Origin of the sequence: Pseudomonas sp. PDM18 (assembly GCF_014852585.1) — a bacterium.
Classification (GTDB): domain Bacteria; phylum Pseudomonadota; class Gammaproteobacteria; order Pseudomonadales; family Pseudomonadaceae; genus Pseudomonas.
Window position 1 is genome coordinate 504059 of sequence record NZ_JACVBX010000002.1, and the last position, 13692, is coordinate 517750.

A 13692-nucleotide genomic window follows, 5' to 3' on the forward strand; every position below is an offset into this window, starting at 1 on the left:
GGGTGAAAGGTCGGCCACCGGGCCGTCAGTGCATGGCTATACCGGAACCACCTCGTGACGCTGCAGTGCGGTGGTCCTCGATCTCGACGATCTGCCCGGCGCGCATGCGCAGCAGGCGATCCGCGACGTCGAAATAGCGGTCGTCGTGAGAGATCACGATCAGTGTCTTGCCCTGGGCACGAAGCTCGGGCAGCAGCTCGGTGTAGAAAATCCGGCGGAATTCCGGGTCCTGGTCTGCCGCCCACTCGTCGAACACCAGCACCGGGCGCTTCTCCAGCCAGGCCTGTACCAGCGCCAGGCGCTTGCGCTGTCCGGTCGAGAGGTCGGTGGTGGAGAACTCCTGGCCTTCAAGGCTGACCTTGTGGGCGATCTCCAGGCGTTCGAGGTAGCGGCCGGCCTCGACCGGGATGTCCTGGCTGCCCTTGAGCAGGTCCTCAAAGAGGAAGTAGTCGGCGAAGATGGTGGTGAACAGCTGTCGGTAGTCGTCGCGGCTGGAGTCGGTCACCACCTCGCCGTTGAGCAGCAGCTCGCCGCCACGCGGGGCATAGAGGCCGAGCAGCAGCTTGATCATGGTGGTCTTGCCGCAGCCGTTCTCGCCGGCAATAAAAAGGATTTCGCCACGGCTGACCGTGAGGTTCAGCGGGCCGACGGCGAAGCCAGGGGAACCGTCGTCGGTGGGGTAGTGATAGGCCAGGTCGCGCAGTTCGATGGACTGGAAGTCCAGCGGCTGGCGACCGTCATCGGCCAATAGAAGGTTCGGCTCCGGTGAGGAGAAACGCACCGACAGCTCGGCAATGCGGCGGAACGCGACCTGTGCGCGGGTCACCACTGGCAGTTGGCCGATCAGGCCTTCCAGTGGCCCCTTCATATACAGCAGCACCAGGATGAAACCGGACAGGGTGGCCTGGTCGGTGCTCGGCCACAGCGACTGGTAGGCCAGTGCCACGCCGATGACGATGAAGAACAGCGTCGAGCCGAAGCCCTTGGCGACATTGAACAGGTTGATCGAGCGCAGCTGGATGTCACAGATTTCGTCGGCGGTGCCCTGCAGGCGCTCGCTATAGTGCTGGAAGCGGCGCGGGCGGCTGATGCGCAGTTCCTTGGCGCCCTCGGCGATGGCGCGGTAGTGCTTCTGCAGCTCGTCTTCCTTGTCCCGCGCCTCGAAGAAGCCCTTGATGCCCTTGGCCCGCGCGACGTACTGCACGGCGCTGCCGACGACGATGGCGATGGCGGTCGCGAGGAACATCGGCGGCGACAGCCACGCCAGGTAGCCCAGGCAGCCGAGCGTGGTGGTCAGCGCGACCGCCAGCGGCGCGAAGGCGAAGGCGAAGTCGCTGATGGTGTCGATGTCGTGGGTCAGCACCGGGATCAGCCGGTGGCTGCGGTAGCGCTCGATCTGCTCGATGGGCGCGGAGATGATCTTGCTGCCCAGGTCCTTGCGCAGCCGCGCGATCACATGCTGGCCGACATAGTTGGTGCCCATGTCGGAAATGATCGAGCCCAGCAGCGCCAAGGTGCAGAGCCCGGCGAACCCCAGCAGCAGGCCGGCCGGCATGCCGCCTGGCGAATGCAGGCTGTAGTTGATGGTGGCGAGCAGCGCGGTGATAGCAGAGCCACCGAGAATTCCCAGCAGGGTGGCGGCGGTCAGCGGCAGCCAGTGTGGCCGCAGCAGTTTGAGCATCTCGCGAAAGGCGCTTGGAGCGGGAGTTTGCATCGTCTTTTCCTGGACCCGGCCTGCCAGGGGGCAGGCCGCACAACGGGGCGAGACGGTGCGCGAATCAGGAAATCATCGGCAAATCCGAATCGTTCCTATCAAGACGAATGAAGCTGGAAAAAACTGAAGAGAATTTGCGAATTTCTCGCAAATAAGAAATGGCTGGCAGGCGAGGGCTGCTCGCCGGTGATCTCGAACTCCGCCGCATAGGAATTTGCGAGCAAGGACTGGGCGTCCCCCTCGGTCCTACGAAGAGCATTCCGAGGTCAGGGTGAGCTGTAGGAGCGAGCTTGCTCGCGAACCCGCACGGCACGCCAGGGACGTAGGGCGGATAACCCGGAACAGGTTATCCGCCAGCCCGGCTAGAGCGGAACGTACCGACTGGCCAGCACGATGCGGCCCTGGCTGTCCGTGTTCAGCTCCACCGGCAGCACCTTGGGCAGCGAGTCCACCAGCGCCTGCAGGTCGTCGGTGCGGTAGATGCCGCCGATGCGCATCGCCGCTGCGGTGGTGTCGCCGACGAATACCGGCTGCCGGAGGTAGCGGTTGATCAGCGGCAGGGCGGTCTGCAGGGTGAGGTCATCGATCACCAGCTTGCCCTCGATCCAGGCAATGGCGCCGGCGGGCGCGACCTGGGCCAGTTCGATGCGCTGGCTGCCCTGGCTGTAGCGCGCCTGCATGCCCGGCGTGAGCTGGGCGCTGTTGCCGTCTACGCTGTCCGGTGGGCTGACCACCACCGAGCCTTCGAGCAGGGTAACCAGCATCTGGTGCGGGTCGGTCCAGACGTTGAAGCGCGTACCGGTGACCCGCACGCTGCCGTTGTCGGTGTAGACCGAGAAGGGTTGCAGGGTGTCGTGGGTCACCCGGAAGTACGCCTCGCCGCCGCTTTTCAACCAGGCGCTGCGGCGATCGCGGAAGTCGGCGAAGTACAGTTGCGAGTTGCTGTTGAGCTCGACTTTCGAGCCATCGGCCAATTCCACCTCGCGTGCGCCGGGCTGCGCGGCGTAATAGCCAACCTTCGAAGGCAGCCAGCCGGCTGACCAACCTGCCGACCACACGGCGCCTATGGCCACCAGCACTCCAGCGGCCACAGCGGCGATGCGCTTGCCGCTGCGAGGGCGGCGAGCGGTGCTGCTGCGGCGGCCGCTCAGTGGCGCTGGTGCTGGCGTTGCCATGGGGGCGGGTGCGATTCGCGGAGTTGGCGTCAGCAGTTCCGAGAGCTGCCAGATTTCCAGCATCGCCTGGTATTCGACCTCGTGCCGTGCGTCGAGCGCGAGCCATTGCGCGAACCCGGCGCGCTCGGCCTCGCTGCACTCTTCGTCGTGCAGACGCGCGCACCAGTGCGCAGCTTCGGCGCTGATGCGGTCATCGTCGAACGGGGAAGGGGAGCTGGTCATCGGGAATCTCGGTAAGGCCATTTGCGGCCGATATCACACTTTCTTTTCGCGTTGATGCGAGTGATTATAAATAAGCCTGACTCGGACTGTCAGTAGGCGCCTACAGCCTCGACTGTTTTTCATAGGATGCCCGACGGGGTGGAAAGCGCGTTCATCCGGTATTACAAGGAGCTGGTCCTGTACCTCAATCGCAGCCTTGGCGACCGCCAGACGGCTGCCGATGTGACGCAGGAGGCCTTCCTGCGCCTGCTCGACCGCAAGGGTGACGAGCATATCGAACAACTCCGCGCATTTCTCTACCGCACGGCGGTCAACCTCAGCATCGACCTGCATCGGCGAGGCCGCGTGCGCCGCGCCGAAGAGCTGGAAACCCTCGACCGCGAAGGCTGCATCGACGAGCGCTGCCCGCAGGAAGAAGCCAGCCATCAGCAGCAACTGCAATTGCTCCAGCGCGCCCTTGGCGAAATGCCCGAGGCTTGTCGCCGCGCCTTCGTGCTGCGCAAGGTCGAGGGCTGCAGCCATGTCGAGATCGCGCAGGCCATGGGTATTTCCCGCGATATGGTGGAGAAGCACATCGTCAATGCGATGAGGCATTGCCGGCTGCGCCTGAAAGCCTGGAGCGGGCAGGGCTGACAGCGTTGTTGTTCGCCGGCGACTGCGAACCGCATTTACATACACAGACGCATGGCATGCACCAGGATTTAGTCCCATGCGGCCTGCGCACGGATCCCTGCCGTTTTCGCCCGCTCGTCACTCTGAAATTTTCATGACTTAGTGAGAATCATTCTAAATTTCGCCAGGCCTGTCTCGTCTCTCCAGATAACGCGCTAACGACAGCGCAAATCATGGGCGACACGCAGGAGTGAGCGCTGACCGTCGGCTGGCGGAGCGCTCCAGGCAGAGCAGTAAGCCGCCGACTCCTGCGTGGTCATGCCCCACGGCCATCGCGATACAGGACATTGGCACCATGACCCAGATGATCACCCCGACCTACGACGTGCTCGGCATCGGTTTCGGCCCCTCCAACCTGGCGCTGGCGATCGCCCTGCAGGAGCAGGCGCGACGCGAGGGTCGCCACTACCACGCACTGTTCCTCGACAAGCAGGCCGACTACCGCTGGCACGGCAACACCCTGGTGGCGCAGAGCGAACTGCAGATCTCCTTCCTCAAGGACCTGGTGACCCTGCGCAATCCCACCAGCCCGTACAGCTTCGTCAACTACCTGCATGCGATGGGCCGGCTGATCGACTTCACCAACCTGGGCACCTTCTATCCGTGCCGCATGGAGTACAACGACTACCTGCGCTGGGTCAGTGAGCAGTTCGCCGAGCAGCGCGTCTGCGGCGAAACCGTCAGCCGCGTCGAGCCGGTGCAGGGCCCGGACGGCATCGAGTTGGTCAAGGTGCTGTCCACTGATGCCCGTGGCCATGAACGTTTCCGTCTGGCGCGTAGCGTGGTGGTGAGCACGGGCGGCACGCCGCGCTTCCCGTCCGCCTTCAATCACCTGCGCGACGACCCGCGGGTGTTCCACCACGCCCGCTACCTGGAATGCATGGCCGAGCAGCGCTGCAACCAGAACGAGCCGATGCGCATCGCGGTGATTGGCGGCGGCCAGAGCGCGGCCGAAGCCTTCATCGACCTGAACGACAGCTTCCCCTCGGTGAAGGTCGACATGGTCCTGCGCGCTGCGGTGCTCAAGCCGGCCGACGACAGCCCCTTCGTCAACGAAATCTTCGCCCCGCGCTACACCGACCTGGTGTTCAACGAGCCCAAGGCCGAGCGCGAGAAGCTGATCCAGGAATTCCACAACACCAACTACTCGGTGGTGGACCTGGACCTGATCGAGCGCATCTACGGCATCTTCTACCGGCAGAAAGTGGCCGGCGTGGATCGCCACGCCTTCCTCTGCCGCCGCAATGTGGAGGCGGCCAAGGCTGACGCCGACGGTATCGAACTGACCCTGCGCGACAGCGCCACCGGGGCGGTGGAAACCCATCGCTACGACGCGGTGATCCTCGCCACCGGCTACGAGCGCAAGTCGCACCGCGAACTGCTTGCGCCGCTGCAGGAGTACCTGGGTGACTTCGAAGTGGGCCGCGACTACCGCGTGTTGGCTGACAAGCGCCTGCACGCCGGCATCTACCTGCAGGGCTTCACCCAGGACAGCCACGGCCTGAGCGATACGCTGCTGTCGGTGCTGCCGATGCGCGCGCAGGAAATCGCCGCGTCGATGTTCGAGCACCTGCCGCCGCACGAGACCGCGCACAAGCCGACGCGCCCGCTGACTGCGGAAAGCGCCTGACCCGCAAGGCCCGGAATCGATGTCCGGGTCGAGTAAATTTCTGCCGACCCTGCTCGTCATACGAGCGGGGTCGTTGCATTCACGAAAGGGAACCCACTATGACGCCCAGTTTTTCCCTGCCGCTGCCCGATGGCCGCAAGCTCTCCGCCGATCTCGGAACCCATGGCCTGACCCTGCTGCTGGACGGCCAGCCGTTGTTGAGCGCGCAACGCGAAGGTGAGTGTTGGCAGCTGAGTTCAGCACCAACCACGGAGGCGCTGTGGGTGCTGGCCTACTGGACCTTCGCTGGCGATGCACAGAGCGATCGCGTGCAATTCGCTGCCGCCAATGTCCCGGTCGAAGCTTTCGAGCAAGGCCTGGTGAGCCTCGACGACGTTGGCGGGCGCCTGCAGATCGAGCGTTCCGCGTTCTGGCAACTGCCCGCCGCCTGGCACAGGGGCTTGGCCAGCGCCAACTATCCGCAGGTCTATCGCATGAGCGGCGGCCGCCGCCATCCGCTGCGCGCACCCAAGCCGCAGGGTGAGGTCTATCGCCGCTTCGACGCCAAGCTGGGCCAGTGGATTTCCCTGCGCACCCTCGACATCGAACTGGACCTGGAACGCTTCAATCGCTGGCAGAACAGCCCGCGCGTGCTGGAGTTCTGGCAGGAGGGCGGCCCCCTGGAGCAGCACCGCGCCTACCTGGAAAAAGCTGCCGCCGACCCGCACACCACCACCCTCATCGGCTGCATCGACGACGAGCCGTTCGCCTACTACGAAGCCTACTGGGCCAAGGAAGACCGCATCGCGCCGTTCTACGACGTGGGCGACTACGACCGCGGCATCCATATGCTGGTGGGCGAGGAAAGCCACCGTGGTCCGCACAAGGTGGAAAGCTGGATGACTGCGTTGGTGCACTACCTGCTGCTGGACGAACCGCGCACCCAGCGCATCGTCGCTGAGCCGCGCGCCGACAACGCGAAGATGATCGGCCACATGCAGCGCCTGGGCTTCTGGTGCGAGAAGGAATTCAACTTCCCGCACAAGCGCGCCGCGTTGATGGTGCAGAGCCGGGAAACCTTCTTCGAGCGTTGCGGCCTGTGCTGACAGCGGTTCGTTGCGTGCCTGAGGGCTCCCGGTGATCGCAGCACTCGCTCCCCTGTATTTCGGTGAGTTCGCCAGCTACCGCGAGGTGCTGGTGACTCGCGACGATCCCCGGCCATCGATCCCGGCGTGTGCCTTGCTGGAACGGGAGATGCTCGACAGCGTGCTGCGCCGTTTCGACCCACCCCACGCCGATGGCGACCGCCGCGCGCTGGCTTCGCAGTGGTCCAAGTGGTACCTGGTGCGCCTCATTCCACCGGTGGTGGCTGCCGCGCTGGTGCTCGGTCGCACACTGCCGCTGGGGTTCGATGAGGTGGAAGTGGTACTGGATGCCCAGGGCATTCCTGAGGCATTCAAGTTGCCGGACGAGGGCGGGCCTTTTGCCGCGCCGCCAGGCGATCCGTTCCAGCGCTTTGCCCATCTGCTGGAAGGGCACCTGCAGCCTTTCATCCATACACTGGCAACGGAGGCGCGGCTCTCGCCCAGAGTGCTCTGGAGCAACGCTGGCAACTACTTCGAATGGTTCATCGGCGAGATGGCCAAGCGGCCGCCCCTGGCCTCGATGCTCGGCCACGGCCGCGAGCTATTGGAGACCGAGCGCCGTCCGGACGGCATGCGCAACCCGCTGTTCAAGCCGATCCAGTATGTCGAGGTTTCGTGCGAGCAGCGGGCCAACGGGCTTTGGCGGCAGCGGCGGACCTGCTGCATTCGCTATCGGCTGGGTACCATCGGCCATTGCGACAACTGCCCGCTGATCGACGAGCCGCCGCCGGAAGTGAGCGATCTGTAACGCACCCTGCGTCGGCGTCGCACGCGTTTACCTGTAGGAACGCCGATATCAGCGCAGATAACTGATCGGCGACCCATCCACCGGGTTGTTCAGCACGCCCATGGGAATCCCATAGATGCCTTCCAGCGTCTCCCCGCGCATCAGTTCCGCTGGCGAGCCCTGGGCCAACAGGCGGCCGCCGTGCAGGGCGATCAGGTGGTCGCAGTAGCGCGCCGCCATGTTGATGTCGTGCAGCACTACCAGTACGCCCAGGCCCAGTTCGCGGCTGAGTTCGTGGACGCGGGAGAGCACCTCGACCTGGTGGGCGATGTCCAGCGCCGAAGTCGGCTCGTCCAGCAGCAGGTAGCGGCTGTTCTGCGCCAACAGCATGGCCAGCCAGACGCGCTGGCGTTCGCCGCCGGAGAGCAGGTCCACCGGGCGATCGGCAAAGGCCAGGGTGTCGGTGAGGTCCAGCGCGCGGTCGATCTGCTGGCGGTCCTCGCCGGTAAAGCGGCCCAGCGCGCCGTGCCACGGATAGCGGCCGAAGGCGACCAGCTCGCGCACGGTCAAGCCGTCGGTCTGCGGCAGTTGCTGCGGCAGGTAAGCCACCTGCCGCGCGAAACCGCGGTTGCCCCAGTCCTGCAGCAGCTTGCCGTCCAGGCGGATGCTGCCGCCGCTGGCCTGCTGCTGGCGTGCCAGCAGCTTGAGCAGGGTGGACTTGCCCGAACCGTTGTGACCGATCAGGCCGATCATGTTGCCGTCGGCCAGCTGCAGGCTCAGCGGTTGCAGAAGCGTGCGACCGGGGACGCTGAAACTGACATTTTCCAGTTCGAACATGGGGTCATCCGTAGTGGCGGCGTGGCCGGAAAAAGCGGGAGCCCGACTCTAATCCAATTGCTAATGGTTATCAATTTTCCAGGGCGCTGCGGAACCGTCGGATTGATTGCCTGTCACTGTCGCAAACCGCTTATGATTCAACGCTGTAACTGATCTGGTAGGGCCCATGGAGTCTGCTGTCGAACGCTACAAGCGGCTGGTTGCCGAAGCCCTTGCGCGTTATTTCCCCCGTACCACCGAATACCTGCGCGCCGAGCGCGAGGCGGCGCAACCCAAGGCCGGCGCGCGCGGCAAGGCGAAGGGCAAGGCAAAAGGTGCGAGCAAGGCGCCGGCCAAACGCAGCCCCAAGGCGAGGAAAGACGGCGACGCGCCTGCGCCCAAACGCCCGCGCGCTCAGGCGGCTGCCGGTATCTACGGCACCGCCAGCGCCCCGGATGAACAGCACGCCATGGACATGCGCCAGCGCGTGGCCCAGGCCGCTGCCCACGGAATTCTCAGCCTGCCATCGGAAGAGCAGTGGGCGATGATCCTAGCGCCGGAACCGCTGACCCGCATCTTCGCCGGCGCCGGTTCCGGAAAGTCCACCACGCTGGTGTTGCGGGTGGTCTACATGCTCTGCCACTTGGGGATAGATGCCGAGAAGGTGACGGTGATTTCCTTCACCAACGCTTCCTGCGCACAGCTGCGCGAGCAGCTGGTGAAGGTGCTTGGCTACTGGGGACATCCGTTCGATGCGGCGCAGGCGCGGCAGTGTGTGCGCACCTTCCACTCGGCCATGGGTACCCTGGCGAAAGTCGCGCTGAAGAACCCGCGCTGGTTCGAGCAACTGGACGAACGCGACCCCGCCAGCGAACTGGACAACCCCTTGCTCGCCGGCCGCCTGCGCCCGGCGCAGCAGCGCCTGCTCAAACAGGTCTACCAGCAGTGCTACGCCGAGCAGCCGGCGTTCCGCACGCTGGTGCACCAGTTGCTGGAGCTGCCGCCACCGCCGGAAGCGGGCGAAGACGGCAAGCCGCCACGTATCGGCAAGGCGCCGCTGGATGCCTTCAAGCTGCCGGGCGAATTCACCGCGTTGCCGCTGTTCGAGGCGTTCTACGCCCAGTCCGGCTTCATCGAGAGCATCGGCCTGCGCATCGACCAGTTACAGCCTCAGAAACTCGCCTGCCCTCCGCGTGAGCGCCAGTTCATCGAGGCACTGCAGATGTTCTGGGCGGCCTTCGATGCCGCCTTGCAGGAGCAGGGCCTGCTGACCTTCAACCTGGCCTTCCAGCGTCTGACCGACCAGCTCGGTGACGGCAAGCTGCCGGCCGAAGCGCTTGCGCCGTTCCAGCATTTGCTGATCGACGAGTTCCAGGACGTCTCGCCGCAGATTGTGCAATGGCTGCAGGCGCTGCACCGCGACCTCGCCAAGCGCGGCGAGGCCGTCAGCCTGATGGCCATCGGTGATGACTGGCAGTCCATCTACGCCTGGCGCGGCAGCTCGCCGGAGCTGTTCATGGACTTCGACCGGCATTTCCCCAGCAAGGGCCGGCTCAGGAGCCGCGTGCTGCTGCTGGAGACCAACTACCGCAGCATCGACCCGGTGATCCGCGACGGCGAGCGGGTGCTGGTGGGAGTGACCAACAAGCAGGCCAAGACCTGCCGCGCCTTCAAGTCGGCAGAGGCGGGCGACCACGGGGTGAAACTGGTGCAGCGCTTCGACGCGCGCAACAGCCTGCCACTCCTGCTGGAGGAGATCCGCAAGCAGTGCGAACACGTCGCCGCGCGCGGCTCGCGGGAGAAAACCGCCGTGCTGCTGCTCAGCCGGCGCAATGAAACGTTGCAGACCATCCTCGGCGAGCTGGACCGCAAGCTGCCGGTGAAGGGTATGACCATCCACCGCGCCAAGGGCCTGCAGGCGGAAGTGGCGATCATCGTCGACGACTGCGCGCCGCCGGAGAAACACCCGCTGCGCAGCGCGCTGTACGCGGCCTGCGGGTTTTTCGCCAGCAGCTACGACCAGGCCCAGCAGGACGAGCAGCTGCGCCTGGCCTATGTGGCGATCACCCGTGGCGTGAGCCGGGTCTTCTGGTTCACCCGCAAGGCCCGGGGGCCCACGGCGATCCTGGCGCTGCGGCGCAACGTGGAAACCGCGCCGGCCTGAGTCCGAAGAGGCCGATCACTCGTCGCGGGTGAGGACTTCCAGCAGCTCGATCTCGAACAGCAGGTTGGAGTTGGGCTGGATGTGCGCGCCGACCTGGCGCTCGCCGTAGGCCAGGTGCGCGGGCACGAAGAGCTTGCGCTTGCCGCCGACCTTCATGCCCATCAGGCCGATATCCCAGCCCTTGATTACCCGGCCGGTGCCGATCACGCACTGGAACGGGCGGCCCTTATCCCAGGACGAATCGAAGACGGTGCCGTCCTCCAGGGTGCCCTTGTACTGGGTGGTGATCAGGGCGCCCTTGACCACGGTCTTGCCGTCGCCAACGACGATATCTTCAATCTGCAGTTCGCTGCTCATGGCGTTCTCCGATGATGCGGGTGCGGCACGAGCGCCGCGAGGGCGTGCGTTTTCGCAGGATTCGTCGGCAATGGCAAGCCGTGCGACTCAGGTGGCGAGGTTACGCAGCTGGCCCGTCGCCACGCCGATCAGCGTGCGCAGGCCCATGCCGAGGATGACGACCGTTGCGGCTGCCAGCAGGAGCAGCGCCACACCGTTAGTGAAGGGGCCGGGCGCATGACCCGCGTAGCGCAGCGCGCAACCGGCTGCGGCGGCCAGCGGGAAACCGACCGACCACCAGGCCAGCCGGAACGGGCAGTTGCGCGCCAGGTGGCGCAGGCGCCCGGTGAGCACCGCCAGCATGAACAGGGTGAGCATGTACAGCGCGCTAGCGAAGCGGTCGATCTCGCCGACGATGCTGACATAGGCGGAGAAGCCCACCGCAAAGGGCGCCAGCAGGATCAGCAGGGAAGGTTGCAGGCCGACGCCCAGCGGCTCTTCGAACAGCAGCCGCGAGAGGATCAGGGTGAACAGCGGCACGGCAAAGAACAGCGCCACTGCCAGGGAAAAGAAGGCGACGTCGGCCGCGCCCGGCCATTGCAGCAGCGGCACCGCCAGCGGGATATCCGCCAGGCCCACCACCGGGACAATCCACGCCGGCGTGGCGTGGGCTGCCTGCTGGCGTTGGCCGAGCCAGCGGGAAATGATCAGCCAGGCGAACGGCAGCATGCCGGCCGTGCCGATCAGCCAGCAGGCGCGCGCCAGGAACAGGCTGTAGTCGACCAGGGGAATGGGCAGCAGCAACAGGCTGATGAACAGCGTGCCGAACAGGTTGCCGGCGATAGGGTGGAGGAATTCCGTCTTCACTGAATGGGGGCCGGTGACGGCCTTGATTGCGTAGCCGATGCCAACGGCGAAGAAAGCCAGCAGCGCCAGCAGGCCGATGGTTTGCGACACCCACTGTGGTGCGCCGTAGATCAGCGTGGCCAGCCTCCAGGCCGACGACAGGCCCGCGAGCCCCATCACCGAGCCGAACAGGGCGACCGGCAGGTAGCCGAGCCGGCCTTCGCGGGCGGTTTCCTTGGGAGCACCAAAGGCAGCAGCAGTATCGATGTTATCTGTCATAGGCGAATCTTCCCTATCGGTACGCTGAACAATCCGAGTCCGTGGACTCCGTCGCCGCACAGCGTAGACGGGAAAGATCCTGCGGCAATACCTCCGTGGGTGAATGGCGCGGCGGGCCTAGACCGCCATCTCGCCGAGAATCCATTCACGGAAGGCCTTGACGCGCGGCTCGTCCGCGCTGGCCTGCGGGTAGACCAGGTTGTAGGCATAGTCCTCGGCGACCCGCACGCCCAGCTCGAACGGCTGCACCAGCAGTCCCTGTTCCAGCTCGCGGGCGACCATGGCGTGGTCGGCCAGCCCGACCGCGCCGCCTTCGAGCACCGCCTGCACCACGTGGCTGGTGTCTTCGAAGGTAACGCAGCCGCTGGCGTCGAAGTTCTCCACGCCGGCTGCCGCCATCCAGCGCGACCAGTCCGGCCAGGGCGCGCCTTCGGTTTCGCAAACCACGTGGCACAGCGTGTGGGCCTGCAGGTCACGCGGCTCGCGCAGCGGCGGGCCGTCTTCCAGCAGGCTTGGGCAGCACACCGGGACGATCTGCGTGTCGAACAGCCGCTCCGCCAGCAGTCCGGGATAGCGCCCGCTGCCGAATCGGATGGCGAGGTCGATGTCGTCGACGGCGAAGTCGCGCAGCTCGTCGCTGACGTCGAAGCTGAGCTTCAGCCCCGGATGCAGCGCGCGGAATTTCGGCAGGCGCGGCAGCAGCCAGTGGGTGGCGAAGCGCGCGGTGAGCGAGACCCGCAGTTGCTCCGAAGTGCGCGCCAGCCGCCGCGCCCGCACGGTGGCGCGATGCAGCAGGCCGAGGGATTCCGCCGCCGCTTCCAGCAGCAAGGCGCCCGCCGGGGTCAGCTGGATGCTGCGGCTGGTGCGCACGAACAGGCCGAGGCCGAGCTGGTCTTCCAGCTCCTTGATCTGGTGACTGACCGCCGCTGGCGTGAGGCCGACCTCTTCTGCGGCGCGGGTGAAGTTCAGGTGACGGCCGGCAGCCTCGAAGGTGCGCAGCGAGCGGATACCGGGAAAGGAACGGCTCATCGATCTTCAAATCCTGTTTGATGATCCATCGAGAAATACTCGTTTCTCCTGGCTTCGTCAAAGGCCGATAGTGATTCCACTTGATGCGGGATATGCAGATGTCCAGGCAGTGAAACACCGAGCAGAGGAAGCCAAAGCCATGTCAGTCGCCATTCATGCCTACATCACCCAACGCAACGCCCGTCCCGCCAGTGCCGACGATCTCGCACCGCTGGCCTTCGCCGGCTATGCCCATTTCACTGCCATGCAGGTGCGCGGCGGCGGCATCCGTGGTCTGGACCTGCACCTCGAGCGACTGCGCAATGCCTCGCTGCGGCTGTTCGGCCGGAGCCACGCCGACGAGGAAATCCGCGCTGCCTTGCGTGCTGCGCTGGAACAGGCGCCTGCGGAGACTTCGCTGATGGCGACGGTGTACTCGCCCGCCGGGGAGTTCACTGTCGCAGGGCCCGAGCACCGGCCCGAGCTGCTGGTGCGCACCGCGCCGCCGTCGGATGGTCCGCAGGGCCCGTTGTCGCTGGCCATCGCCGGGCACGAGCGGGTGCTGCCGGAGATCAAGCACGTCGGCGAGATCGCCAAGACCTGGTACCTGCGCGAGGCGGTGGCTGCCGGTTTCGATGATGCGGTGTTCACCGACCACCGTGGTCGCTTCAGCGAGGCGACCATCTGGAACCTGGCGTTCTGGGACGGCGAAACGGTGATCTGGCCGCGGGCGAGGATGCTCGCCGGCACCACCATGGGCATCCTCCAGCGCCAGTTGGACAGGCTCGGCGCGCGCCAGTCATCGCTGAGCATCGATCAGCAGGACCTGCCGCGCCTGGCCGGCGCGGTGGTGATGAACTCCTGGACGCCGGCGGTGCCGGTGAGCCGCATCGGCGAGGTGGAACTTCCCCCTGCGCCGGAGTTCGTCGAGTTGCTGCGCAGTGCCTTCGAAGCGGAGCCGCGGGTTCGTCCCTGAGTC

At 65.7% G+C, this 13692-nt stretch carries 12 protein-coding genes; 6 read left to right on the forward strand and 6 right to left on the reverse strand.

Annotated features, from left to right (window positions below; genetic code table 11):
- Positions 1-25: 25 nt before the first annotated feature.
- Together IB274_RS07075 and IB274_RS07080 are read right to left on the reverse strand one after the other, a co-directional pair.
- A complete protein-coding gene (locus tag IB274_RS07075; protein WP_192431305.1) occupies positions 26-1714 on the reverse strand; it encodes a cyclic peptide export ABC transporter in 1689 nt (562 codons plus the stop codon).
- A gap of 362 nt (positions 1715-2076) precedes the next feature.
- Positions 2077-3111 (reverse strand): FecR family protein, encoded by a 1035-nt coding sequence (locus tag IB274_RS07080; protein WP_192431306.1) that lies wholly within the window; start codon positions 3109-3111, stop codon positions 2077-2079.
- A 126-nt stretch (positions 3112-3237) separates the two neighbouring features.
- Here IB274_RS07080 and IB274_RS07085 point away from each other — a divergent pair, with 126 nt between their 5' ends.
- The 4 genes from IB274_RS07085 to fhuF all read left to right on the forward strand — a co-directional run bounded on the left by IB274_RS07085 (position 3238) and on the right by fhuF (position 7285).
- The gene (locus IB274_RS07085; protein ID WP_192431307.1) at positions 3238-3744 is read left to right on the forward strand and encodes a sigma-70 family RNA polymerase sigma factor; all 507 of its coding nucleotides are present in this window, start codon (positions 3238-3240) and stop codon (positions 3742-3744) included.
- A gap of 334 nt (positions 3745-4078) precedes the next feature.
- Positions 4079-5413, forward strand: a complete 1335-nt coding sequence (locus IB274_RS07090; protein WP_192431308.1) for a lysine N(6)-hydroxylase/L-ornithine N(5)-oxygenase family protein — start codon at positions 4079-4081, stop codon at positions 5411-5413.
- Between the two features lie 98 nt (positions 5414-5511).
- Complete coding sequence (locus IB274_RS07095) at positions 5512-6498, forward strand: GNAT family N-acetyltransferase (protein ID WP_192431309.1); 987 nt, start codon at positions 5512-5514, stop codon at positions 6496-6498.
- Between the two features lie 31 nt (positions 6499-6529).
- Positions 6530-7285 (forward strand): siderophore-iron reductase FhuF, encoded by a 756-nt coding sequence (gene fhuF, locus IB274_RS07100; protein WP_192431310.1) that lies wholly within the window; start codon positions 6530-6532, stop codon positions 7283-7285.
- Between the two features lie 48 nt (positions 7286-7333).
- On the opposite strand, the gene IB274_RS07105 is transcribed toward fhuF, so the two are convergent.
- Entirely contained in the window at positions 7334-8101 is a 768-nt protein-coding gene (locus IB274_RS07105) for an ATP-binding cassette domain-containing protein (protein WP_192431311.1), read from the reverse strand.
- 166 nt (positions 8102-8267) lie between these two features.
- Between IB274_RS07105 and IB274_RS07110 the strand changes: the two genes are divergently transcribed.
- The gene (locus tag IB274_RS07110; protein WP_192431312.1) at positions 8268-10244 is read left to right on the forward strand and encodes a DEAD/DEAH box helicase; all 1977 of its coding nucleotides are present in this window, start codon (positions 8268-8270) and stop codon (positions 10242-10244) included.
- A gap of 15 nt (positions 10245-10259) precedes the next feature.
- Here the strand turns inward: IB274_RS07110 and IB274_RS07115 are convergent, their stop codons facing one another.
- The 3 genes from IB274_RS07115 to gcvA form a co-directional block, all read right to left on the reverse strand.
- Positions 10260-10601 carry an FKBP-type peptidyl-prolyl cis-trans isomerase gene (locus IB274_RS07115; RefSeq protein ID WP_192431313.1) on the reverse strand — a complete coding sequence of 114 codons (342 nt, stop codon included), beginning with the start codon at positions 10599-10601 and terminating at the stop codon, positions 10260-10262.
- Between the two features lie 87 nt (positions 10602-10688).
- Positions 10689-11705 (reverse strand): SLAC1 anion channel family protein, encoded by a 1017-nt coding sequence (locus tag IB274_RS07120; protein WP_192431314.1) that lies wholly within the window; start codon positions 11703-11705, stop codon positions 10689-10691.
- 117 nt (positions 11706-11822) lie between these two features.
- Positions 11823-12734: a transcriptional regulator GcvA gene (gene gcvA / locus IB274_RS07125; protein WP_192431315.1), complete on the reverse strand. Its 912-nt coding sequence runs from the start codon at positions 12732-12734 to the stop codon at positions 11823-11825.
- A 139-nt stretch (positions 12735-12873) separates the two neighbouring features.
- On the opposite strand from gcvA, the gene IB274_RS07130 reads away from it, so the two are divergent.
- On the forward strand, positions 12874-13689 hold the full coding sequence (locus IB274_RS07130) for an aminotransferase class IV family protein (protein ID WP_192431316.1): 816 nt from the start codon (positions 12874-12876) through the stop codon (positions 13687-13689).
- The last annotated feature ends 3 nt before the right edge of the window (positions 13690-13692 follow it).